Origin of the sequence: Mesorhizobium sp. M1E.F.Ca.ET.045.02.1.1 (genome assembly GCF_003952485.1) — a bacterium.
Classification (GTDB): Bacteria; Pseudomonadota; Alphaproteobacteria; order Rhizobiales; family Rhizobiaceae; genus Mesorhizobium.
Genome location: NZ_CP034447.1, coordinates 5,129,243 through 5,151,474, shown reverse-complemented (window position 1 = coordinate 5,151,474; position 22,232 = coordinate 5,129,243). Strand labels below are relative to the sequence as shown.

Sequence of the window (22,232 nt, the reverse complement as noted above, 5' to 3'; positions counted from 1 at the left end):
TTATTCGGCTGCGGCCGGATGGACGGGCGCGCCGCGCTTGGCGCGCTCGATGTCGTGGAGAAGGCCGCCTTTGCGGGTATAGACAGCCCAGGTGATGGCAAGGCAGCTCACATAGAACAGAAGGAACGCCCACAACGCGGCGTTGGGCGAGCCCGTGAGAGCGATCGAGGTGCCGTAGCTTTTCGGGATGAAGAAGGCGCCGAAGGCCGCGATCGCCGAGGTGAAGCCGGTGATGGCGGCGGACTCCTTCTCCGCCTGCTGGCGACGGGCTTCGGCGTTGGCTTTGGGCAGCAAGCGGCCCAACTCCTTGGCCATGATCACCGGGATCATCTGGAAGGTGGAGGCGTTGCCGACGCCGGTGGCGAAGAACAGGAGCAGGAAGGAAGCGAAGAAGCCCAGGAACGCGCCGGGCTGATCCTTGATGCCGATGAACCACAACACCCCGGAAACGCCAGCGATCATCAGCACGAAGGCCCAGAAGGTGACCCGCGCGCCGCCATATCGATCTGCCAGCCAGCCCGAGCCCGAGCGCGAGAGGGCGCCGACGAGCGGGCCGAGGAAGGCGAACTGGAGCGCGTTGACGTCCGGAAACAGCATCTTCGTCAGCAGCGGGAAGCCGGCCGAATAGCCGATGAAGGATCCGAAGGTTCCGGTGTAAAGCCAGCACATGATCCAGTTGTGGCGGCGCTGGAAGATCACGGCCTGCTCGCTGAAGGACGCCTTGGCCGAAGCGATGTCGTTCATGCCGAACCAGCTCGCGAAGGCCGAGAGGATGATGAACGGGACGAAGACGAAGCCGGCGTTCTGCAGCCATAAGGGCGCATCGCCGGCTGGTCCCTTGACCATGGCCGGATCGCCGCCGAGCCAGCCGAATATCCCGGTGGTGATCGCCAGCGGCACGACGAACTGGACGACGCTGACGCCGAGGTTGCCGAGGCCGGCGTTGAGGGCGAGCGCATTCCCCTTCTCCGCCTTCGGGAAGAAGAAGGAGATGTTGGCCATTGAGGAGGCGAAGTTGCCGCCGCCAAATCCGCAGAGCAGCGCCAGCATCAACAGCACGACATAGGGCGTGTTGGGGTTCTGCACCGCATAGCCAATGCCGACCGCCGGTATGATGAGCGACCAGGTGGTCAGCGTCGTCCAGAGCCTGCCGCCGAAGATCGGCACCATGAAGGAATAGAAGATGCGCAGCGTCGCCCCGGATATCCCGGGCAGAGCGGCGAGCCAGAAGAGCTGGTCTGTGGTGAAGGTGAAGCCGACGAGCGGAAGCTTGGCCACGACGACCGACCAGACCTGCCAGATGGCGAAGGAAAGCAGCAGCGCCGGGATCGAAAGCCACAGGTTGCGCTTGGCGATACGGCGGCCGGTTTCGGCCCAGAAGGTCTTGTCCTCCGGTCGCCAGTCGGTAAGGGGGCCGCCCGTCCGCGTCTTTGCCACGGGCGCGGGCATGTCCTGCATCTCGGGGAAAGGCGGGAGCTTGGCGAGAGCCTCGCCTACAGTTCCGCGTTCCATCTGGCGAATGGCCATATGCATCCAGATCAGCGCGCCGGAGACCAGCAGGAAAAGCGCCATGAAACAGCTCGTCCAAAGGCCGGTCAGGTCAAGCAGCAGGCCGAACAGGATCGGCAGCACGAAACCACCGAGGCCACCGATCATGCCGACAAGGCCGCCGACCGACCCGACATGGTCGGGATAATAAACCGGGATGTGCTTGTAGACGGCGGCCTTACCGAGAGCCATGAAGAAGCCGAGCACGAATATCGTGACAATGAAGCCGAAGAGGCCCATCTCGATGTGGAAGGAGGTTGTCGTGCCGTTGACGCCGTGAACGAGGTAGTCGGTCGGCGGATAGGACAGGACAAAGGTCGTCACGACCGACACGAAGAAGGTCCAATAGAGCACGCGGCGGGCGCCGAAGCTGTCCGAAAGGTGTCCGCCATAGGCACGAAACAGGCTTGCGGGCACCGAGAAGAAGGCCGCGATCATGCCGGCCGTCTTGATGTCGAGGCCGTAGACATTGATGAGATATTGCGGCAGCCAGAGCGCAAGCGCGACAAAGGCGCCGAAGACGAAGAAATAGTAGAGCGCGAAACGCCAGATCTGGACGTTCTTCAGAGGCTCGAGTTCAAGCCAGGCGCTCTTCGGCTTGATGCCCGACCGCCGACGTTCGACGATGACAGGGTCGTCATCCGTCATGAACCAGAAGATGACGGCCATGACGACGAGGGCCGCTGCCCAGACCTCAGCCACGGCCTGCCATCCGAAGGCGACGAGCACGAAGGGGGCGAGGAATTTGGTGACCGCGGCACCGACATTGCCCGCGCCGAAGATACCGAGCGCCGTACCTTGTCTTTGCGGCGGGAACCAGCGCGACACGTAGGCAACGCCGACGGAAAAGGAGCCGCCCGCGATGCCGACGCCGAGGGCCGCGACCAGCATCTGCGGATAGGTGTGAGCATAGGACAGAAGGAAAGTCGCGGCCGCGGCCGCGAACATGTTCACCGTGAAGACGATGCGGCCCCCGTAGCGGTCGGTCCAAATGCCAAGCGCGACCCTGAGCAGCGAACCCGTCAGGATCGGCGTGCCGACAAGCAGGCCGAACTGCGTCTCGCTGAGGCCGAGTTCCTGGCGGATGCGGATGCCGATGATGGAGAAGATGGTCCAGACCGCGAAGCAGACCGTGAATGCCGCCGTGCTTGCGCCCAGGATTTGACCGGACTTCGCATTGACGGTCGTTTTCATCGCCGGCAGCCTCTTCGACAGTTGCTCTCAAGGATCGGACTCTCGCCCGATCGAGGCCAAAATGGCTAAGCCGGCATCGTCAGGCATTGATCTAAATCAAGGCGCGGCGTGACATTTGTCACAGACAATGCGGCGATGGCCGAAAGACCTGAAATCGGAGAAGAAAGATTTGCTGGGCGAAATGACGCATGGCGACGTGGCGCCGGAAGAGCTGCCGCTGTTTCGGGGGCTACCCGCGTCCCGCCGCAATGACCTGTTGCGACATGCCATGGTGCATAGCGTGTCCCCAGGCACTGTTCTGTTTGAACAAGGCGACGTGCCGAATTTCCAGCTGATCGTGCTGGCAGGGTCCGCGCAGTTGTTCGGACGATCGGCCGAAGGTCGTGAAGTCCTGATCGAGGCTGTGAGCGCTCCGGATCTCATCATCCCCGCCGCCGTCCTGAGCGATGCGCCTTATCTGATGCAGGCCCGGGTGCCCGAGCCTTCGCGGTTCTTGTTGATTCATGCGGTGGCGTTCCGCACGGCCGTCGATGCGGACCCTTTGCTGGCGCATGCCGTGATCGGAAGCCTCGCGCACCAATTTCGACGCATGGTCCGTCAGATCAAGAACCTCAAATTGAGGACAGCGACCCAGCGTGTCGGATGTTATCTCCTGGCGCTGTCGAAGCGGCAGGGCACGCCGGATCGAGCCGTTCTGCCGTTCGAGAAGACGCTCATCGCCTCGGAGCTCGGCATCACGCGCGAATCATTTTCACGCGCGCTGTCGAGCCTGGGACAGTCGGGCATCAGGGTCGACGGCCAGACGATCGCAATCCTCGATTCGCGCCGCCTTGCCGCCGCATGCACGCCCGACCCGCTTATCGACGGAGCGGACTTTGCAATCTAATTTGGCAATCGCAACGAAAGCGGAAGGATCCGCCGATGGGACTACCGCGTTGCCGGGCCACTCAATTCGGTTGATCCGTGATCGCCGGCAAATGCCGTGGTGCGATTTACAGTCTTCGCTCCGCCGCCCCGTGCCCGGTCGATGGTGTTGCGGTCTCAACATTGGCAATGTGCCGTGCTGTGGCCGCTCTACACCCTGCGGGCCTGGCGTCGCCCGCCATCGGGACAACTAAGGCGCAATAGGTGCGAAGATCGATCTGGTATTTGCTCCAGCGCAAACATCCCCCGGAAGCATCGATTATCTTGAAGATTATTCTTGAAGTAGCCCACCGATCTGGTTCCAGGTTTCATTTCGGCCAGGCTGCCAGGGCGCAGGTCAACAGCACAGCGACTCCAGGCACACTGTCCGCGACGGGAGAAGAAGAATATGAAGCACGGTCTTCCCGAAAACAGCGCCGCGGAAATGGCGATCACCGTTGCGCGGCTGGCGGGGCTGATCGCCGAGGCGGGGCTGGATTGCCGGTGCCGCTCCAAGCTGGACGAGACGCTGTCCCGCTTTGCCAGTTCGGAGATAGGGCCGGCGGCTCGCGGGCATCTCACCAACGCTCGCCATCAACGCGCGCACATCGAGACCATTCTATTGTTCTTGCAGGATCTCGACGAGATAGGAGAGGCCGAACCGGACAGCAGTGTCTACCAGGACTTCGCCCTTCTCTTTGACGACATCGCGACGATCGCAAGGGACGGCGCGCTTTCGATGCGGCAGCTCGGTCAATTTGCCGCTCTCACCGCGCTTGTACGCTAGTTGAAACCTCAAGCCGGCGGATCATCGAGCCGGTTTTCTTTTCCCGATTTCGATCAGCCATTCCGGCGGCCCAACCTCAAGGCAAACCCAGATGAGGTCGCCGGCGAAAGATGATTCGAGCTGACGCTTCAATCGGCGGGGATCGAAGTCCAGGATCACCGAGAATGTCCGGCCCGGCTCGAGGCCGTCGAACATCGACATGACGGCCGACTGTTTCCTTGCCGTATGAAGCCGCCTCACATCATATGGCGCGACTTGCTGCTCCTCATAATTCGCCGGGATATTCCCTCCCATTGCGCGGCTCCATCAAAACAACTGGCGGGTCGCGACGTTCTTTTCGCCCCATCTGGTCAGCTTGTCGCCGGGGTCCACGCCGGCCCAACTGACCAGCCGTGCGGCCATCTCGACGACCATCGCCTCGATCGACGCCGGCTTGACATAAAATGGCGGCACCGGCGGCGCGACGATCGCTCCCATCCGTGTCAGCCTCAGCATCGCGTCCAGATGCCCTTCATGCAGGGGCGCCTCGCGCGGCACGACCACCAGCCGGCGCCTCTCCTTCAGGACGACGTCGGCCGCCCTGGTAAGAAGGTTGTCGCCCAGGCCGTGGGCCATCGCCGCAAGGGTCCGCATCGAGCAGGGCACGACGATCATGCCGTCCGTCCTGAAGGAGCCGCTGGCGATAGGCGCGGCTAGGTCCTGCGGGGAGTGGGTGTGGTTGGCGAGCGAGGCAAGCTGCGCCAATCCGTCGGCGCCGAGCTCGTACGCAATGGTCATGCGCGCGCTCTTTGAGGTGACAAGATGCGTTTCCGCTCCAGCTCTGACCAGTTGTCGTACGGTCTCAAGCGCCAGCACCGAGCCGGACGCGCCGGTAACCCCGACTATGATCCGTTTGGTCATTTCCGCACCGGACCGGTAGCCTGCGGAAAAAGCTCGTCCCAGCGCTCGGAGACCCTTTCAACGATGTGAGGCGACATCTTCAGCTCCTTCCCCCACTCACGGGACGTTTCGGACCCGATCTTGCGCGTCGCGTCGAACCCGATCTTTCCGCCAAGCCCTTCCAGGGGCGACGCGAAGTCGAGGGAATCGATAGGGGTTCGATCCAGCGTCATCAGGTCGCGCGAGGCATCCATGCGCGTGGCGACCGCCCACATCACGTCCGGCCACGACCGGATGTCGATGTCGTCGTCCACGACGACGATCATCTTGGTCATCGAGAACTGCGGCAACAGCGACCAGAACCCCATCATCACGCGCCGCGCCTGTCCGGCATATTTCTTGACGATCGATATGACCGCGATCCTGTAGGAGCAGGCTTCCGGCGGCAGCCAGACGTCGAGAATTTCCGGTATCTGCTGGCGCAGCAGCGGCTTGAAGACGTCGAGCAACGCCTCGGCGAGGACGGACGGCTCGTCGGGCGCGCGCCCGGTGAAAGTCGTGAGATAGTTTGCGCCGTCCCTCGCGCGAATACGCTTGAGCTTGAAGACGGGAAAATGCTCAGCGCCGTTATAGTATCCGGTGTGGTCGCCGAAGGGGCCTTCCTGTGCCGTTTCGTTGGGTGAGACGGTTCCCTCGAGCACGATCTCGGCACTGGCGGGAACATGGAGCTCGATGCTCTTGCATGGCGACAATCCAACCCGTCGGTCGTTGATCATCCCGGACAGCGACAGTTCCGATACGCCTTCGGGAGCCGGCATCACCGCTGCTATCAATGTGGCGGGATCCGCGCCGATGACGACGGCGACAGGCATCTCGAGCCCCCTCGCCCGCCACATGCGATGATGGGCCGCGCCGCCTCGCATGGGCAGCCATCGTATGATGGCGCGATCCCGGGCGATGACCTGCATCCGGTATATGCCCAGATTGTACTTGCTGGGATCGCCATCGCCCGGCGGGCGGGTGACGACCATCGGCCATGTGATGAGGGGGCCCGCGTCCTCCGGCCAGCAGGTCTGGATGGGAAGGATTGCGAAATCCGGTTCCGCATCCCTCCATAGTCTTGATGACGATACGATCTTCGGCCGAGCCGCCAACGCACCGCGCGCGGCCGAGAACATATGGCGGGCCTGGCGCAAGTTCTGCGGAACCTGGGGGGACCTCATCCACGCCAGCAGAGCGCCGAGGGTTTCAAGTCCGCGAGCGTCCGTGCCAAGCCCCCAGGCGACGCGTTCCCGCGTCCCAAAGATATTTGCCACGGCCGGAAAGGACGAACCGCCGCCCCGATCGTCCGTCGGCATGGTCATGCGCAGCGCCGGCCCGCGCGCCGCGATCACCCTTTTATGGATCTCCGTCAACTCGAACCGTGTCGATACCGGGGCGCGGATTTCGCGAAGCTGGCCCTTTTCGTCCAGGTACGAAAGAAAGGATCCGAGATCACAGAACTGAGGAAGAAGGCGATAATGCATGGCGAAATCCGGCACGACCGGGTCCGTCGGCGACGCCGTTCTCTCACGACAGCCGCTCGAAAACATTGCGCTAGGTCAAAGAGCGGGCCGTTTGCGCGCTGTAGCTTGTATTCACCGGTCCACTCGCCTGAGGGCTGGCCGATATCGAGACAGTGCCGGGAGACGTTCAGATGGCCAGCAACCTAGTCGACGACGCGCTTGAAGCATGCCGGTCGGCGATCGCCGGTCTGAAGGACCGCGGACGGAGCAAGACCGCGAGACGGGAATTCTGGGCGCTTGGACCGGAGGAATGCACAGGCATGTTGAATGGCATCGGCATGTCGCCTGGCGAATTCGATGACGCCATGCATCTGCCTTATGCCTCGGAAGATTTCCTCACTTTGGCGATGCTTTCAGTCGGGATCGATCCCGACAGCTTTCATACACTGGAATTCGCGCGTGACCGTTTCATGTCCCGAACCTGCATCTCGTGCCCCCATCGCCGCAGATGTCACGATCATATGCAGGCCTTCGATTTCGACAGCCACTATCGCGATTTCTGCCCCAACAGCGAGAACTTCTCGAAGCTGCTCCGCAAGAGATGCGACGCCTAGGCCGCGGGACCCTCCTGATCGAAGCCAGACCGGAAAGCGCTTGAAGATGCGGCCGCCAAACGCCGAGCCAATGTTGCCAGGACTTGTTCGCCACCTGTTTCCGGCGGTCGCAGGGCTGCCGCTCGGGCCGTTGCTGACATTGTCCTTGCGCTCGCTTGCCAGGCGGCGGCCCGGCCTTTTCGAGCGCCTTGGCGAATCCCGGTCGGCCTGCTTCGGTATCGATCCTGTCGACCTCGCATTCGCGTTCCGTGTGGTTCCGGAGGGACAACGATCCAGCGTCCGTGTCGTGAGCAAGGACGAGGCTGCTCGGTCGGACGTGCAGATCAAAGGACCGCTTCTGACCCTGTTGGGCCTGCTTGACGGTACGCTTGACGGCGACGCGATGTTCTTCAGCCGCGTGATCTCGGTAAGCGGGCGCACGGAAGCGGTGCTTGCCTTGAGGAATACGATAGAGGATGCCGAGCTTCGTCCTGCAGACCTGCTCGGACTGCACGGCATCCTGGCCCGCTGTGTCGACACGGGTATCCTCGGCGCCTTGAGCGTTGCGCGCCGGTTGGTCGACAAAAATCCCAGCGGGACACAGGAAGCATGACGACGACACGCATGGAACTTGTCTGTCCGGCGGGAACGCCTGCTGCGTTGAGGGCAGCCGTCCAGGCCGGCGCGGATGCGGTTTATTGCGGATTTCGCGATGAGACCAACGCTCGCAATTTTCCCGGGCTGAATTTCTCCAGGGATGAGCTCGCCGGGGGCGTCCGCTTTGCGCACGACCATGGCAGCAAGGTGCTGGTTGCGATCAATACCTTTGCGCGCGTCGACGATGTCGACATCTGGAAGAAAGCTGCCGACGCAGCGGCGGAAAGCGGCGCGGATGCCATCATAGCCGCGGATTTCGCCGTCCTCGATCATGTGGCCAAGAACCACAAGCAGATCCGACTTCACCTGTCGGTGCAGGCCGCCGCGGCGACGCCGGAAGCGATCGGCTTCTATGCGGCTCAATTCGGCATCCGCCGCGTTGTGCTTCCAAGGGTTCTTTCGCTCCAGGAGATAGCGGCGCTGAGCCGCGCGATCGACGTGGAAACCGAAGCCTTCGTTTTTGGCGGTCTTTGCGTGATGATCGAGGGTCGCTGCTATCTGTCTTCCTATGCGACGGGCAAATCGCCGAATCTCAACGGTGTCTGCTCGCCGCCCGAGATGGTGAGCTATGACGAAGAGCCGAGCGGCACAACGGCGCGGCTGTCGGGCTTCACGATCGATCGATACGAGCGCGGCCAGCCGGTGGGCTATCCCACTCTCTGCAAGGGCAAATTCAAAGCCGAGGGGAAGACGTCTCATCTGTTCGAGGATCCCGTCAGCCTGAACGCCGGCGGCATGATTTCAGGCTTGAAGGCCGCCGGGGTGACTGCGCTGAAAATCGAAGGGCGCCAGCGCGGCAAAGGCTATGTAAGCGAGGTCGTGCGCGCCTTCAGGAAAGCCGTCGACGCGGTCGAGATGGGCGGCGATGCCGTCGACATCGACCGGCTTCTCGCCGGCCAGTCGGAAGGGGCTCGGCAGACGGCGGGAGCCTACGAGAAGAAATGGAGATAGCCGGTGTCCGAAATCGCGCTGACGCTTGGGCCGGTGTTCTTCCACTGGTCCGCCGACCGTCTCCTGGATTTTTACCGCAGGATAGCGGACGAGGCTCCGGTCGAGCGCGTTCACGTCGGTGAAGTCGTCTGCGGAAAGCGGATGCCATTCTCGGACCCCGCGTGGCCGGCGGTCATCGAGCGGCTGGAGCGTGGAGGCAAGCAGGTGGTGCTGTCCACGCTGGCGGCACCCGCGACCGTGCGGGAACGCAGAAGCGTCGAGGATCTTTGCGGCGACGAGAGGATGGTGGAGATCAACGATGTCTCCGGCCTGCCGTCACGTTCCGGCAAGGCCTTCGTCACGGGTCCGTTTGTGAATGTCTACAACGAGGCCTCCGCAAAGTTCCTGATCCAGCTCGGCGCTCAGACGATCTGCCCGCCCGTGGAACTGTCGTTTGCGGCGATCGGCGCCATGTCCGTGAAATGTCCGGAGGCCGAGTTCGAGATTTTCGCTTTCGGGCGGCTGCCGCTCGCTCTGTCCGGACGCTGCTACCATGCGCGGATCCATGGCCTTCACAAGGATTCGTGCCAATTCACATGCGAAAGGGATCCCGACGGTCTCGGGGTCGACACGCTCGACGACCAGCAGTTCCTCGCGGTCAACGGCGTGCAGACTCTTTCCAATCAGGTGCAGGCCTTCTGCCCCGCTCCTGACGCGCTTGCCTCAAAGGGCATCAGGCGCCTTCGGCTGTCCCCGCAGACGTGCGACATGGTCGAGGTGGCGAGGATCTATAGAAGACTTGCCGACGGCAGGGAGGAGTCCGAAGACGCCCGCTTCGCCCTGTCATGCCTCGATCTGCCGGGCACCCTGGTCGACGGGTACGCCCATGCCAGGCCCGGTTGGCAGGCAACCGCGGCGCCCTGACTACAAATGACCCGGATCGCGATCGTGACCATCTCCGACCGTGCAAGCCGCGGCGAGTACGAGGATCTTGGCGGGCCTGCGATCGAAAGCTGGCTTGGCCGTGTCCTGGCAGAGCCCTGTGATTTTGTTCGTCGCATCATTCCCGACGGCCTGGAGAGTGTCCGTGACGTGCTCGTCGAGCTTTGCGACCAGGCAGGCGCCGACCTGATCCTGACGACCGGCGGAACCGGTCCCTCCCCAAGGGACCTCACCCCGGAAGCCATGCGGCAGGTCATCACCAAGGAACTGCCCGGGTTTGGCGAGCTGATGCGGCAGGCAAGCCTGCAGCATGTGCGCACCGCCATCCTTTCACGGCAGACCGCAGGAGTCCGCGGACGATCGCTGATTATAAACCTCCCCGGAAAGCCGTCCTCCATCGACGTGTGCCTCAGCGCCGTCTTCCCCGCCGTGCCTTACTGTCTCGAACTCATCGGCGCTGGCTCAATCGTCGTGAATTCCTTTTCAGGGTGATCCGCCGAGCAGGCCGGGCAGGCGCTCCCCTCCTCCGTCTAGCGCCGCAAGGACGCGCTCTGGCGAAAGCGGGAGTTCAGTGAGTTCGGTGCCTAAGGCGTCATTCACGGCGTTGACCACCGCCGCCGCCACCGGAATCGTCGCAATCTCCCCAACGGCCTTGGCGCCGAAGGGCCCGGTAGGTTCGCCCTCTTCGACGAGCAGCACGCGCATCGGCGGCATCTCGGGCGCGTTGGCCAGCGTGTAGCGGCTGAAACTGTCGCCGCGCATCCGGCCAGTGGAGCGGTCGATTGCGACATCCTCATAAAGTGCGTAGCCGATGCCGATCTGGATTCCGCCGTGGATCTGGCCCTCCACCAGCATCGGGTTGATCGCCCTGCCGATATCATGGACGGCGAGATAGTCTGTCACCTTTACACGGCCTGTAAGCCTGTCGATCTCGACCTCCGCGAAATGCGCCGCATACGAGCCTGGATTGGCTTGTGCGCGATAGCTTTCAGTTGCCGCCGGCAGTTCGATCCCGCGACTGACCAGGCGGGCGGCCAAGTCCGGGAGCGCGATGCCGACGTCGCCCCGGCAATGTATCGCGCCGGCTTCCAGACACAGATCGTCGGCTGGCGTATTCAGCTCCAGGCCCGCGGCTGCGCGGATCGACCTTGCAAGAGCGACGCCCGCGCGACGGATGGCTTCCCCGCAGATGTAGGTCATGCGACTGGCGCGCGTGCCGAGGTCGTAGGGACAGGTGTCGGTATCGGCGGGAACGATGACGATGTCGCACGCCCTTAGCCCCAGCGTCTCGGCTGCAATCTGCGCCAGCGTGGTGTCGGCCCCGCAACCGAGATCGTGAAGCGCGCAGATTAGCTCGGCCCGCCCGTCCGGCAACAGCGTTAACGACGCCGTGGTTTCTTCATGGAAGCCTGGATAACAGCCATTGATGTGGGTAGCCGAGGCAACCCCTGCCCCCCGTCGCCACCGCCCCCGCTCCACACCCCTCTGGCGGCGTCCGACCCAGCCGAAAGCTTCAGCCCCGCGCGCCAGGCACTCTCGGCCGCGGGCGTTGCCAAGGTCGAGCCCCTGCCAAGGTTCGATCGCGCCCGGGCCGACGAGATTCCTCTGGCGCAGGGCCACCGGATCCATTCCCATGCGGCGGGCGGCTATATCCAGCGAAATCTCCGCTATCGTGTGAATCTGCGGCGAGCCATAGCCCCGGAACGCGCCTGCCGGGACGGTGTTCGTGTAGACGGCGCGGCCGCTGTAGCGCTCCGCCGGTACGTCGTAGAGCCGCACCAGCCGCTGAAGCATCGAACTTGGCAGGTAATTGCCGCCGGTGCAGTAGGCGCCGATGTCGACGAGTGCCTCGGTCTCGCGCGCAAGGATTCGGCCGTCGGACTTCAATGCGATCTTCATCCGCCCCGTGACGCTGGAGCGCGTGCGGGTTGCTGTGAATGTCTCCTGCCGGTCGTAGCGAATAATCACCGGCCGGTTGAGTTTCAGGGCGAAGAAGGCGCAGAGAGGGTCGAGGATCGGCTCCGCCTTTCCTCCGAACGAGCCGCCTATCGGGGTTTTTTGTACCCTTATCTTCTCGGACGGCAGGCTGAGCGCCTGGCCGACGACCGCCTGAACGGCAAAGACGCTCTGGCACGGCGACAGGACCAGGATGCGGCCGTCGGGCTCGGGCATGGCGATACAGGCGTGAGTCTCCACGGCGCAATGATGGCTTCGCGGAGTTGTGACGCGGGTCTCGACGATCAGATCGGCGGCGGCGAACCCGGCCTCCGGGTCGCCGTAGACGAAAGTCTCGCCGGCAACGGGGTTCAAGAACGTTGGAGTATCGTCCTGCCGCAGCGGCAGCCCGGCATGACCGAGCGCGACTTCGGGATCGAAGATTGTTGGAAGGTCGACATAGTCGACCTCGATCAGCCTCGCCGCACGGCGTGCGATTTCTTCGGTATCGGCAATCACCGCCGCCACCCGATCGCCAATGTGGCGGACGACTTGCGGAAACATCTGTTCGTCCGCCAGCGCCTTCTGCCCCGAAAACCATATCGAACTATTGTAGAGGTGGGCGGGCGTGTTGCCATGCCAGAACACTTCATGCACCCCTTCTACCGCCAGCGCGGCGGCAGGGTCGACACGAGCGACTCGAGCATGGGGATGGGTGCTCAGCACGAGCGCGCCGTGCAGCAGACCTTCGACATCCAGGTCGGCGGTGAAGCGCAACGCGCCCGTGACTTTCGCGACACCGTCAACCAACGGCACGCGGCGCGACAACTGATTCATTGCACCACGTCCTCAAAGAGTTGGTCGCGCGGGCTCAGTCCCACCGCTTGCGCGATCAGGTCGAGGCCCAGCCCGGAGATCGCGCGACGCTTGTAGGCTTGCGAATAGCGACCCGGGATCGCCGCATCGACATCGGCGGCCAAAACAGCAAGAAAATCACGCAGTGTGGCATATTCGAGTTTTCTGCCGGCGAGCGCCGCCTCCGCGATCCGCAGACGCAGCGGCCGAGGCCCAAGCGCTCCTGCGGCGATTCGGACATCGCCAAAACGGCCATCTTGAAACTCCGCCAACAGCGCGATGTTGAGACGCGAGATGCTGAGGTCCTGCCGGGGTCCGAGTTTGACAAAAGCGCTGCGTGGAAGGAGGCAGTCGCGCGGCAGTATCACTTCCGCGATCAGGCATCCGCGGTCAGGCGCGTAGTCGCAAATTGCGAGCTCGCGCGACGCGCCGTCACGCCCGATGCATCCCAGGCGGGCATTCGCTGCGACCAGGACGGGCACAAGATCGGCGGCCGGGGCGGCATTTGCAATGTTGCCGCCGATGGTTGCCCGGTTGCGGATCTGAACAGACCCGCATTGCGCGGCAGCCTCGGCAAGGGCAGGCAGTCGGAACGCGAGTTCGCGATCCGCGGCGATCGCGGCAACAGTCGTGGCGCCACCGATACGGATGCCGCCATCATCGGCATAGATGAAGGCCATGCCCGCTATGCGTGAGAGATCAATCAGCAAGCCGCCTGTAGGCATCGGGCGGCCCGCGATGAGCATGTCCGTCCCGCCGCCGATGAAATTTATCGGTCCCGCCACTGCGGACAACAACGCCCGCAACTCCACCGTGTCGATCGGTGTGACCACTGACAGCTCGCCCATCAACGAGCCGCCTCGCGAGCGGCAGCGTGGGCGGCAACAGCTTGAACGATGGTCTCGAAGCCGGTGCAGCGGCAGATATTGCCTGCCAGCGCGTGGCGGATTTCGACTTCGGACGGACGGGAATTGTCCCGCAAGAGGCCATCGGCCGCCACCAGCATCCCCGGCGTGCAGTAACCGCATTGCACGGCGCCCATCTGCAGGAAAGCATTCTGCAAATCGCTGCGTCCGCCGAGACCCTCGATGGTGGTGACTTCGTGCCCCGCGGCCTGGAACGTCAGCATCAGGCAGGAATTGATCGGCTTCCCGTCCAGCAGCACTGTGCAGGCTCCGCACTCCCCTTCGCAACAGCCTTCCTTGACGCCTGTCAGGCCAAGGACGTCGCGGAGAAAGCCGCTTAGCCGCAAGGCAGCCGAGACCTCCGTCTCGACCGCCTGGCCGTTGATTTCCAAAGACACTCTCATGGCGGGGAACGCTCTTGCATCTGATGTCTTGGCTTGCCCTGAATGGCGGTTCACGCCAGCAGGTCGTGCCGCCGAGCATTGATCTTGATCATCATCCGCCGCAGCAGCAGTCGCAGCCGGACGACAGCGTTCTCTTGATCTCAACGCGCCAAATATCCGGCCCTTGCTGCAGGTATTCCCAATCGAACAGGCCAGGATATCTGGCTTCCATCTGATAGCGCAAAGGTCGCGGATCGTGATCGTTCACGATTATGAACGACTGCCCCTCGGCCAACGCATGGACCATTCCGAATATTCGAGAATGGCGTTCCGTAGGCAAGACGGCGCGTACGTCGAGCTGGGGCGGGGATGCGACTTCTGATTCAGACATGTTCACACTTTCCACTGTTGCGGAAAGCGCCGAACAGCCAACTCTCCGATCCGGCCTAAGAATCTAGCCCGGTCGAAATCCGCTTATTTGTCGAAGCGCAAACAATTCGCAGAAAGTGCGCCGATAAAGACCGGTTGCGAATGCCCGACCGTGCAGGACCCCGACATGCATCGCCAGAAAGCGTAGCGCGCGATCGGGTCGCCGCCCAGCTATGCGACAGAACGCCTCTGCGCGTTCGCATAGACCATACAAACCCATCCTGGGCAGCGAGGATCTCACGGACCTCCTTCGACTTTGATGCACGGATTACATGCTAGCCAGGGTCATCTCTTGCCGCATCGCTGCCCACCGCTCGTGACGCAAACACCCGCGTCGTTTTGATCGTTGGCGGCGTAGCGCCGCGCAGGCCCGATAGCGGCGCGCATGAATGGCGGTGTGGTTTGCGATGTCGCGGCGCATAGTGTCACTCACGGCCGTGGCGAACCGATAGAGGCGGATGTCGGCTCCGCCCACCAGTGGTGACGCAATGCCTACATAGAGTGAATTGGCCGAGAACAGGGTACGACCACGAACGCCAGCGCAGCCCAGGCTGGCTCTCGCTTGCGTTGCGTTCGGTCTCGCGCTGACGACCAACCAATGAACCAAGGGAATCGCTGCTCGAGGCGCTATGCCGTCGGCGAAGAGGAACAAGAAATTCTCGAAGAATGCGACAGCACCGCAGACCGGGTTTCAGTTTAGAACTCTTCTAAACTACTGTTTTCGCTTGACTCTCTGACAGGGGGAGTGGAAAAGCGCGCATTAACATGATCTTTTTGGGAAGGTATTTGGTCCGACACGAAACACGCTGTCGGAGGGTTGGCTTTTGTGATCGAGAAACAAGGACACGAATAACGATGCAAACTGTCAAGGCGGCGCTGATCCTGGGCCTGTTGATCGGCGGAACCGGTCAGCTTCTGGCCAAGGAGATTCCTGTTGGCACCCCGCAGATGGTGGCAGGCATGGAGATTGGCGCCGTCTACCTCCAGCCTATAGAGATGGAGCCGGAGGGGCTTATGCGTCCGGCCAAGGACTCCGATGTCCATCTGGAGGCCGATATCAAGGCTGCGAAGGATAACAAGAACGGCTTTGCCGAGGGCGACTGGATGCCCGACCTCCTCGTCTCCTACGAGTTGACGCATATGGACAACGGCCATGTCCAGAAGGGCGATTTCATGCCCATGGTGGCCAATGACGGGCCGCATTACGGCGATAACGTCAAGCTCGACGGCGCCGGCAAGTACAAGCTGACGCTGACCATCTCGCCGCCCTCCGCCACTGCGCACGCACATTTCGGGCGCCATGTGGACAAGGAGACAGGCGTTGGCGAATGGTTCAAGCCGTTAGCGATCGATTTCGATTTCGTCTATGCCGGCACTGGCAAGAAGGGCGCGTATTGACCCATGAAGCTGTGCGCGCGCATCACGGCTATTCTCGTCGGGCTGGCCTTGGCATCGGTACCATCTGCCGTGCTGGCAGATGACGATCCCACCTTCCGGATCGAGTTCAAGGACGGCGCGATCTCGCCGCTCCGCCTCGAGGTGCCGACCAATAGACGCATCCGGCTAGACCTGGTCAATCTCGGCGACATGCCTGCCGAATTCGAAAGCTTGGAATTGCGCAAGGAGCGTGTCGTCGCGCCACACTCCGAAACGGTAATGGTCATCCGCACACTCGATCCGGGCCAGTACCCGTTCTTCGACGATTTCCACCCCGGCGCAGCCCCAGCCGTCCTTGTCGCCAAATAGCGGTTAGCAGGTACCGTTGCCATGAGCATGCAGGATTTTACCGTTATCTTCGTCATCTGGCGCGAGTGCGTCGAGGCGCTGCTTGTCATCGGCATTCTAAACGCGTGGCTTGGACAGCGCCCGGCAGCCCAGCGCCGCGCAGGACGGGTTTGGCTTTGGTCCGGCGTGGGCGTCGGCTTGATCGGCGCCGTCGTGCTGGCCGCTCTGCTTCTGACGGTGGGCGATGCGCTGAGCGACGATGCGCAGGAGTATTTCCAGACGGTCATCGTCCTGCTTGCCGCGGCGCTCATCGTGCAGATGGTGTTCTGGATGCGCCGCCGCGGCCGCACGTTGAAATCCGACTTGCGTGCGTCCTTGAGCGAAGTAGCGGACCAATCGAATTGGCTCGGCGTGTTCGCGCTGGCCGCGCTGGCCGTACTGCGCGAAGGCAGCGAAGCGGCTGTCTTCCTCTATGGAACGATAGCTGGTGTCTCGGCCACAAACCTCGGCGCGGCACTCGCCGCTGGGCTCGGCATCGTAGCCGCGCTCGTCAGCTATTGGCTATTGCAACTCGGCGGCAAGGTGCTCTCGTGGCGGACTTTCTTCCAGGTGACGGAGGTGATGCTCCTGTTCCTGGCCGGCTCTTTGCTGCTGTCGGGTATCGACCATCTGATCTCGCTAGGGCTCCTGCCGTCACTGTCGGGGCGGCTGTGGGATACGTCGCTCCTGTTGCCCGACAGCGGCATGGCGGGCGGCCTGATATCCGGCCTCATCGGATATCGCGCCCGCCCAGTTCTAATAGAACTGCTCACCTTCGCAGCCTACTGGGCTTTGATCACATGGCTTCTGTACAGACCCCACTCCGTCCAGCAGGCCTAGACCCGCAGGCAAGCGGTCGCATACAGGCAGGCGTCGCGCGCGTCGGCCTTTGGCTGCGCGACCATCAGGCAGCAATCCGGCGTGTCCAATGGACGATCATCGTGGCCTATGTGGCCCTGCTGGTCGCGCCCTTGCTCGCGCCGATGCCGACGCGGCTGTCGCATATCTGGTCCAATGCCGTACTATTCGCTCAATTCGTCTTCTGGGGCATCTGGTGGCCCTTCGTGCTGGTCAGCATGGTGCTGGTTGGCCGTTCCTGGTGCGGGCTGTTCTGTCCCGAAGGGGCGCTTGCGGAAGCGGCCAGCCGCCACGGACTCGGCCGCGCCATCCCGCATTGGATAAAGTGGAGGGGATGGCCCTTCGTCGCCTTCGCCAGCACGACGATCTACGGCCAGATGGTCAGCGTCTACCAATATCCCAAGCCTGTCATCGTCGTGCTAGGCGGCTCCACTTTGGCCGCCATGGTCGTCGGCTTCCTCTACGGTCACGACAAGCGCGTCTGGTGCCGCTATCTCTGCCCGGTCAACGGTGTCTTCGCGCTGCTCTCGAAGCTCGCGCCGCTGCATTACGCGGTCGACAACCAAGCGTGGCACGCATGGCGGCATCGGCCGGGAAAGCCCCCTCCCTTCGTCAATTGCGCGCCGCTGGTGCCCATCCGCATCATGCAGGGCGCATCGGCCTGCCATATGTGCGGACGCTGCGCAGGCTTCAAACAGGCCGTGGCTCTGGAAATACGCTCTCCGTCGCATGAGATCGTCCATGTCGCGGGTGGCGAACCGAAGTCCTGGGAGACATTCCTGATCGTGTTCGGGCTGATGGGTTTGGCGGCGGGCGCGTTTCAGTGGGCATCGAGCCCGCTGTTCGTGACCGTGCGGCAAAAGTTTGCAGAATGGTTGGTCGAGCATGGCGGCATTGCGATGATCGAACTGCGGCTGCCCTGGTGGATCCTCACCAACTATCCGGACCAGAACGACATGATGACACCTCTGGATGGCACCCTCATGATCGGCTACGTGCTGGGCATCGCCTGTCTGACCACCGCTGCCGTGAGCGCGGCACTTGCCCTGTCTACGCGGGCACTCGGCCCTTTCCAGATCGCCCGATTCCATCACCTTGCCCAGTGCCTGATACCCATGGCTGGATGCGGCTTGTTCCTCGGCCTGTCGATGACGACCGTGACGCTGCTGCGCTCGGAGGGGCTGCCGCTTGGCTTCGTCGGCGACCTGCGCATAAGCCTGCTAGGCGGCGCAACTCTCTGGTGCCTGTGGCTGGCATGGCAGGTTTCCGCCTGTTATTCGGCCTCGACCGCGCGCAGGCTTGCTTCTAGTGCTGGGATCGGCGCTGCCGTGCTATCCGGAGCCTTCAACTGGTGGCTCCTCTTCTGGGCATGGTAAGGCACTGCAGGAAGCGCCTCCCGAAATGGGCGAATAGGCCCCAACAACGCTCGGCGGAATAGTTTCGGTATTGGCTGCCGTCCTCGGAGGGCGGCGCGTCTTGAAGGAGGACGAGCGCATCCATCAAGACATTAACAATAGTTTTGCCGACGCGCTGGAAAATTGCGACGCTCAGCCTGCCAACGGATCTTGTTTTGATACGTCCTTATAATCATCAGGCGGTTTTGTCAGAGTCTGCCCGGTCTCTTAAACCTCGACATAACATCTTACCCGACCGACGGAGGAGACCGGACGGCATGAAGCGCAGTCCGCTGATCTTCCATCCGGCCGGGGTATTCTTCGCCCTCGCCGCCATGGTCGCGGTCATTCTACCATGGCTGTGGCTGCTGCCGTTGGCGGATCCCGGGCAGGCGCATGTCCGCCTGGGAATATTCGGCTTTGGCGGCATGGCGGTCTCCGGCTATCTTCTGACCGCGCAGCGCGCGTGGACCGGGGCGGAGCCTCCTCTGCCGACGCTGGGGCTGGCTACCTTGGCTTTGGGCGCGCGAATGCTGGCGCTGGCGGAGCCAGAGGCGGTCTGGCTGGCATCCCTGCCCTTGCTGGTCGTCGCGCTGGCGATCCTGTTGCCCGTTATGCGGGCGAGGCGCTGGGACAAGATGCCGCTTGCTCTCGTGCCACTCGGCCTGGTGATCGCGGAAGGGGCATTGGTCCGACATCAGATACAGGCTGCGGCACTTCCCCTGGCGATGGGCGCGCTGATCCTGGCGGTGGGCGGCCGGATGATAGCCGCCTTCCTTATCGAAGAGTGCCGACGCCGCGGCTTGCCGCAACGGCCTGCGGCACGCACGTGGCCCGGCCTCGCCATGATGGGGTTTGGGGTCCTCTCGAGCGGATCGATCGGAACATCGGCCCTGGCGATCACCGCCTTGTGGGTGCTCCGCACGGCTTGGACCGGGGTTGGTGCGTGGCCGGCAAGCCGGATGCTGTGCATAGCTTATGCGACCCTCGCGGCCGGACTTCTCGGGATCGTTGCCGCGCGGGTGGGGATGCTTCCGCCGCTAGCCCAGACGCATCTGCTGACGATGGGCGCAATGGGTTCAATGGTCGTGGCGGTGGCAGCGAGGGTTTCGATGCGGCGGGTCAAGGACGTGGGCCTGATGCCGCTGACACGCCACTGGATCGCGCTGTGGCTGATCTTCGCGGCAACGGGCGCACGCTGTCTGGCCGAGATAGCCACGCCTCACCATGCGCTGATGACCATGGCAGGCATCGCTTGGTCGGCGGCGTGGCTTCTGTTTCTGTCGGCGCATCTTGCCGCCCTGCGGCAACCGGCGCCCTTCCCGCTTCTGAGCGCCGAGCGCGCCCGTTCTGAGCCGGCTTGAAAGGATCGCCTTGGACTCTGGAGCAAGCCGCTTCGATAGTCCCGCACTGAGGCGTTGCCCGTCGGCGCCCAGCGCCTGCGAAAGTCGTAGCCGACCGCGTCTCGAGGTCGGCCAAGCGCCCAGGTATATCGCGCGCTTTTGGGAAAACATTTCCCGAAACCGAGCAACGCTCCCGTCACTCCTTGCCCGATTTTCCGGCAGCTCCTACACGCCCCCCGCTCAGGAGTAATTCCTTCGCCTCAGGCGACCAGCGGCTTCTTGTCAGGGTCAGTTTGAAGCTGCGGTTGTGGTCGACGATTGTCTGAGGGCCGCGATTTGCAGCGGCATCGAGGAGGTCCGCGAACCGCTCCTGTGCCTCAACGACTGGCCAGGAGTTCAACTCGGTTTCCGCAGGCTTTGGGCCTCTCTTTTTCCCGGGGCTTTTGCCCATGGCGAATCCTTCTACTCAGACGGAGACTATGCTTAACGATTTGCCGGTGCCTCTCGCCTACGTTCGCGCCGCACAATCACACTGACACAATAACAGGATGCCAGCGGTGAGCCCACTCCCGAGAATCTATGTCCTTGACACGAACGTAGTAAGCGAACTCATCAAAAAAAGACCACATCCCAGCGTTGTCCGCTGGATAGCGGAAACGGACACCTCGCTCGCGATCCCGTTTGGTTGCGTGATTGAGATCCAGCGAGGCATAACGATGCTTGAAGCACGAAACGTTACCAGATCCCTTGAACTGCAGTCCTGGCTCGACCGCCTTCTGGTGTCGGACATGGCGTTCCTCCCCATGGATGCCGAAACCTCGAAGCTGTACGCCCGGATGACGCTCGTCCCCAGTCTAAAAGACCTGTGGACGAAATCGCCCCAAGCCAAGGACGCGAGAATGCACCAAGACCTGGCGATCGCGGCATCCGCCATCATTCATCGCGCCGTCGTCGCCACGATGAACACCAAGGACTTTTTGCGGATCAACTGTCATTTCCCGCTGCCAGGACTTTTCGATCCCGCATCACTCGAGTGGAGCATCCTTCCGAAAGGCGGGCACCGTCGGCCACAACCGGTGCATCGTTTTGCGGCAACTGCCCGCCCCCGCCATAGGGCGGGCGCTTCGCTTTCACTCCGTCGAGATGCCTTTTGAGGGTTTTGCCCCGACGGCGAACTCGATCGCGGGAACGACGTCCGTGACAAGCCAGGCGCCCAGGTCGTTGGCGTCGGGCCATTCCTCGCGCCCGCCAAGCTTGAAGAGAACCTGAGAAACCGCCTCCCACGGGCTTCCGTGCGGGAAGATCGCAGGATGCACTCTCCAGGTTTCGCTGCTTCGGGAGTTCGGCGCGACAAATAGCGCGAGGTTCTCCAGTTCGCTGCGCGCCCGGCGCGCCGGATGCTCCAATTTCGCGACCAGCGCTCCCTTGGCGACGTTCTTCCCTTCGAAGTGCGGCTGGAGGGCAGCCTGGATATCGCCAAGCATCCCCTTGAGCCTCTCCACCAGGATCGGCACCCCGTTCTGGGCCTTCGCCCGCGCCAGCGCTCTCAACCCGTCGACTCCGGCAATGTCGGCGGGGTCCGGTTGCGCACTCTGGGTATCACCGGAAACCAGAGCCCTGATTTCGCGAACGGTCAGCCGCTTGCCCGCCTTGAGGTCTGCCACTACTGAAGCGACGGTTTCGGCCTCCGCTGCCGCCAGCGCGTACATAGCGGCCGCAGTCACGCTGCAGTCGACCAGGACCTTCCGATGGGCACGCAGGTTGTTGTGAACGGCGATGTAGTTGCCAGCGCCTCGCCTGGTGAGCCGGCACGCCTGTTTAGACCACCGTTCAAAGACCTCTTGACTGGGTGCCTTGCCGCGCACTTTCGCGAGCATCTCCCCGCAAGCGAACACCTCTTCGGTCCGCTTCCGGCCGAGCGAAACGAACATCTCCCGAGCCTCCTCGAACGAGGGCACGGCGGCTTCCGGAATCCCGAGGCTGCCGTAGTCGATCGACTGCTCGTTCGTTTTTGCCGAGCCGGACCGACGGTTGTTGCGCCTCCCCCGCCCGGAGGCGGCGACGTCCCTTGATGGCGCGACCCGGTCGATTTCCTGCGCAGTTTCATTCAGGGCCTTCCCTCTATCCATCAATCTAACCTCCCAACATGATTGTTGAAACTGCGGCCGTCAGAACAGAACTATCAGCGGGGCTCGCCTACCAGGTGCCGTGACTTACGACATATTCGTTTAGAGATGCAGGAGAATGGCGGGAAATGTTTCCCCAGTTCCGCAACCATATATTTATAAGGCAATCCAACGGCCGCCTACACCGTTTGCTCACGGAACCACGATGTTCTGGGGAGCGCGCTTGACCGCCAGGACTATGTTCACTATACGTTCTCACCCATGACCACGCACCAACACCTCGACCTCATACGCTGACCGCT

22 protein-coding genes are annotated in these 22,232 nt (G+C 62.7%); 13 read left to right on the top strand and 9 right to left on the bottom strand.

Annotation, left to right across the window (positions count from 1 at the left end):
* The gene (locus EJ070_RS24800) at positions 1 to 2,742 is read right to left on the bottom strand and encodes an MFS transporter (protein WP_126093704.1); all 2,742 of its coding nucleotides are present in this window, start codon (positions 2,740 to 2,742) and stop codon (positions 1 to 3) included.
* A gap of 169 nt (positions 2,743 to 2,911) precedes the next feature.
* Between EJ070_RS24800 and EJ070_RS24795 the strand changes: the two genes are divergently transcribed.
* Both EJ070_RS24795 and EJ070_RS24790 read left to right on the top strand, forming a co-directional pair.
* Positions 2,912 to 3,628: a helix-turn-helix domain-containing protein gene (locus EJ070_RS24795; RefSeq protein ID WP_245464667.1), complete on the top strand. Its 717-nt coding sequence runs from the start codon at positions 2,912 to 2,914 to the stop codon at positions 3,626 to 3,628.
* A gap of 462 nt (positions 3,629 to 4,090) precedes the next feature.
* Positions 4,091 to 4,432 carry a hypothetical protein gene (locus tag EJ070_RS24790; protein ID WP_126093703.1) on the top strand — a complete coding sequence of 114 codons (342 nt, stop codon included), beginning with the start codon at positions 4,091 to 4,093 and terminating at the stop codon, positions 4,430 to 4,432.
* 21 nt (positions 4,433 to 4,453) lie between these two features.
* Here EJ070_RS24790 and EJ070_RS24785 read toward each other — a convergent pair whose 3' ends face one another.
* Genes EJ070_RS24785 through EJ070_RS24775 form a run of 3 tightly spaced genes read right to left on the bottom strand, consistent with a single transcriptional unit; the run spans position 4,454 to position 6,837 of the window.
* On the bottom strand, positions 4,454 to 4,726 hold the full coding sequence (locus EJ070_RS24785; RefSeq protein ID WP_126093702.1) for a DUF2249 domain-containing protein: 273 nt from the start codon (positions 4,724 to 4,726) through the stop codon (positions 4,454 to 4,456).
* Positions 4,727 to 4,738: 12 nt separating this feature from the next.
* Positions 4,739 to 5,332 (bottom strand): UbiX family flavin prenyltransferase, encoded by a 594-nt coding sequence (locus EJ070_RS24780; RefSeq protein WP_126093701.1) that lies wholly within the window; start codon positions 5,330 to 5,332, stop codon positions 4,739 to 4,741.
* Positions 5,329 to 6,837: a UbiD family decarboxylase gene (locus EJ070_RS24775; protein WP_126093700.1), complete on the bottom strand. Its 1,509-nt coding sequence runs from the start codon at positions 6,835 to 6,837 to the stop codon at positions 5,329 to 5,331. The genes EJ070_RS24780 and EJ070_RS24775 overlap by 4 nt, the downstream gene beginning before the upstream one ends.
* A 170-nt stretch (positions 6,838 to 7,007) precedes the next feature.
* Here EJ070_RS24775 and EJ070_RS24770 point away from each other — a divergent pair, with 170 nt between their 5' ends.
* Genes EJ070_RS24770 through mog form a run of 5 tightly spaced genes read left to right on the top strand, consistent with a single transcriptional unit; the run spans position 7,008 to position 10,430 of the window.
* Positions 7,008 to 7,430, top strand: a complete 423-nt coding sequence (locus EJ070_RS24770; RefSeq protein WP_126093699.1) for a hypothetical protein — start codon at positions 7,008 to 7,010, stop codon at positions 7,428 to 7,430.
* 46 nt (positions 7,431 to 7,476) lie between these two features.
* Positions 7,477 to 8,022 carry an SCP2 sterol-binding domain-containing protein gene (locus EJ070_RS24765; RefSeq protein WP_126095893.1) on the top strand — a complete coding sequence of 182 codons (546 nt, stop codon included), beginning with the start codon at positions 7,477 to 7,479 and terminating at the stop codon, positions 8,020 to 8,022.
* Positions 8,019 to 9,017: a peptidase U32 family protein gene (locus EJ070_RS24760; protein ID WP_126093698.1), complete on the top strand. Its 999-nt coding sequence runs from the start codon at positions 8,019 to 8,021 to the stop codon at positions 9,015 to 9,017. The genes EJ070_RS24765 and EJ070_RS24760 overlap by 4 nt, the downstream gene beginning before the upstream one ends.
* Positions 9,018 to 9,020: 3 nt before the next feature.
* On the top strand, positions 9,021 to 9,920 hold the full coding sequence (locus EJ070_RS24755) for a U32 family peptidase (protein WP_126093697.1): 900 nt from the start codon (positions 9,021 to 9,023) through the stop codon (positions 9,918 to 9,920).
* Between the two features lie 6 nt (positions 9,921 to 9,926).
* Positions 9,927 to 10,430: a molybdopterin adenylyltransferase gene (mog, locus tag EJ070_RS24750; protein WP_126093696.1), complete on the top strand. Its 504-nt coding sequence runs from the start codon at positions 9,927 to 9,929 to the stop codon at positions 10,428 to 10,430.
* On the opposite strand, the gene EJ070_RS24745 is transcribed toward mog, so the two are convergent.
* The 4 genes from EJ070_RS24745 to EJ070_RS24730 form a co-directional block, all read right to left on the bottom strand.
* Positions 10,422 to 12,710: a molybdopterin cofactor-binding domain-containing protein gene (locus tag EJ070_RS24745; protein WP_126093695.1), complete on the bottom strand. Its 2,289-nt coding sequence runs from the start codon at positions 12,708 to 12,710 to the stop codon at positions 10,422 to 10,424. The two genes, mog and EJ070_RS24745, sit on opposite strands and share 9 nt — an antisense overlap.
* Positions 12,707 to 13,576, bottom strand: coding sequence for an FAD binding domain-containing protein (locus EJ070_RS24740; protein WP_126093694.1), 870 nt, complete (start codon positions 13,574 to 13,576; stop codon positions 12,707 to 12,709). Before EJ070_RS24740 ends, EJ070_RS24745 begins: the two co-directional genes overlap by 4 nt.
* Entirely contained in the window at positions 13,576 to 14,037 is a 462-nt protein-coding gene (locus tag EJ070_RS24735) for a (2Fe-2S)-binding protein (protein WP_126093693.1), read from the bottom strand. Before EJ070_RS24735 ends, EJ070_RS24740 begins: the two co-directional genes overlap by 1 nt.
* A gap of 91 nt (positions 14,038 to 14,128) precedes the next feature.
* Complete coding sequence (locus EJ070_RS24730) at positions 14,129 to 14,407, bottom strand: DUF2249 domain-containing protein (protein WP_126093692.1); 279 nt, start codon at positions 14,405 to 14,407, stop codon at positions 14,129 to 14,131.
* A gap of 893 nt (positions 14,408 to 15,300) precedes the next feature.
* Between EJ070_RS24730 and EJ070_RS24725 the strand changes: the two genes are divergently transcribed.
* From EJ070_RS24725 to EJ070_RS24695, 6 genes are all read left to right on the top strand, one after another.
* On the top strand, positions 15,301 to 15,843 hold the full coding sequence (locus EJ070_RS24725; RefSeq protein WP_126093691.1) for an iron transporter: 543 nt from the start codon (positions 15,301 to 15,303) through the stop codon (positions 15,841 to 15,843).
* A gap of 3 nt (positions 15,844 to 15,846) precedes the next feature.
* On the top strand, positions 15,847 to 16,191 hold the full coding sequence (locus EJ070_RS24720; protein WP_126093690.1) for a cupredoxin domain-containing protein: 345 nt from the start codon (positions 15,847 to 15,849) through the stop codon (positions 16,189 to 16,191).
* A 21-nt stretch (positions 16,192 to 16,212) separates the two neighbouring features.
* Complete coding sequence (locus tag EJ070_RS24715) at positions 16,213 to 17,049, top strand: FTR1 family protein (protein ID WP_126093689.1); 837 nt, start codon at positions 16,213 to 16,215, stop codon at positions 17,047 to 17,049.
* The gene (locus EJ070_RS24710) at positions 17,010 to 18,443 is read left to right on the top strand and encodes a 4Fe-4S binding protein (protein ID WP_126093688.1); all 1,434 of its coding nucleotides are present in this window, start codon (positions 17,010 to 17,012) and stop codon (positions 18,441 to 18,443) included. The genes EJ070_RS24715 and EJ070_RS24710 overlap by 40 nt, the downstream gene beginning before the upstream one ends.
* A gap of 296 nt (positions 18,444 to 18,739) precedes the next feature.
* Positions 18,740 to 19,825 carry an NnrS family protein gene (locus EJ070_RS24705; RefSeq protein WP_126093687.1) on the top strand — a complete coding sequence of 362 codons (1,086 nt, stop codon included), beginning with the start codon at positions 18,740 to 18,742 and terminating at the stop codon, positions 19,823 to 19,825.
* 536 nt (positions 19,826 to 20,361) lie between these two features.
* On the top strand, positions 20,362 to 20,958 hold the full coding sequence (locus EJ070_RS24695) for a PIN domain-containing protein (protein WP_189350030.1): 597 nt from the start codon (positions 20,362 to 20,364) through the stop codon (positions 20,956 to 20,958).
* On the opposite strand, the gene EJ070_RS24690 is transcribed toward EJ070_RS24695, so the two are convergent.
* The gene (locus EJ070_RS24690; RefSeq protein ID WP_126093684.1) at positions 20,935 to 21,936 is read right to left on the bottom strand and encodes a hypothetical protein; all 1,002 of its coding nucleotides are present in this window, start codon (positions 21,934 to 21,936) and stop codon (positions 20,935 to 20,937) included. The genes EJ070_RS24695 and EJ070_RS24690 overlap by 24 nt on opposite strands.
* Positions 21,937 to 22,232: the final 296 nt, after the last annotated feature.

Bases quoted from the DNA above. Each gene is read 5' to 3' on its own strand.
- EJ070_RS24800 (WP_126093704.1), bottom strand. From the start codon at position 2,742: ATGAAAACGACCGTCAATGCGAAGTCCGGTCAAATCCTGGGCGCAAGC.
- EJ070_RS24790 (WP_126093703.1), top strand. From the start codon at position 4,091: ATGGCGATCACCGTTGCGCGGCTGGCGGGGCTGATCGCCGAGGCGGGG.
- EJ070_RS24785 (WP_126093702.1), bottom strand. From the start codon at position 4,726: ATGGGAGGGAATATCCCGGCGAATTATGAGGAGCAGCAAGTCGCGCCA.
- EJ070_RS24780 (WP_126093701.1), bottom strand. From the start codon at position 5,332: ATGACCAAACGGATCATAGTCGGGGTTACCGGCGCGTCCGGCTCGGTG.
- EJ070_RS24775 (WP_126093700.1), bottom strand. From the start codon at position 6,837: ATGCATTATCGCCTTCTTCCTCAGTTCTGTGATCTCGGATCCTTTCTT.
- EJ070_RS24770 (WP_126093699.1), top strand. From the start codon at position 7,008: ATGGCCAGCAACCTAGTCGACGACGCGCTTGAAGCATGCCGGTCGGCG.
- EJ070_RS24765 (WP_126095893.1), top strand. From the start codon at position 7,477: ATGCGGCCGCCAAACGCCGAGCCAATGTTGCCAGGACTTGTTCGCCAC.
- EJ070_RS24760 (WP_126093698.1), top strand. From the start codon at position 8,019: ATGACGACGACACGCATGGAACTTGTCTGTCCGGCGGGAACGCCTGCT.
- mog (WP_126093696.1), top strand. From the start codon at position 9,927: ATGACCCGGATCGCGATCGTGACCATCTCCGACCGTGCAAGCCGCGGC.
- EJ070_RS24745 (WP_126093695.1), bottom strand. From the start codon at position 12,710: ATGAATCAGTTGTCGCGCCGCGTGCCGTTGGTTGACGGTGTCGCGAAA.
- EJ070_RS24740 (WP_126093694.1), bottom strand. From the start codon at position 13,576: ATGGGCGAGCTGTCAGTGGTCACACCGATCGACACGGTGGAGTTGCGG.
- EJ070_RS24735 (WP_126093693.1), bottom strand. From the start codon at position 14,037: ATGAGAGTGTCTTTGGAAATCAACGGCCAGGCGGTCGAGACGGAGGTC.
- EJ070_RS24730 (WP_126093692.1), bottom strand. From the start codon at position 14,407: ATGTCTGAATCAGAAGTCGCATCCCCGCCCCAGCTCGACGTACGCGCC.
- EJ070_RS24725 (WP_126093691.1), top strand. From the start codon at position 15,301: ATGCAAACTGTCAAGGCGGCGCTGATCCTGGGCCTGTTGATCGGCGGA.
- EJ070_RS24720 (WP_126093690.1), top strand. From the start codon at position 15,847: ATGAAGCTGTGCGCGCGCATCACGGCTATTCTCGTCGGGCTGGCCTTG.
- EJ070_RS24715 (WP_126093689.1), top strand. From the start codon at position 16,213: ATGAGCATGCAGGATTTTACCGTTATCTTCGTCATCTGGCGCGAGTGC.
- EJ070_RS24710 (WP_126093688.1), top strand. From the start codon at position 17,010: ATGGCTTCTGTACAGACCCCACTCCGTCCAGCAGGCCTAGACCCGCAG.
- EJ070_RS24705 (WP_126093687.1), top strand. From the start codon at position 18,740: ATGAAGCGCAGTCCGCTGATCTTCCATCCGGCCGGGGTATTCTTCGCC.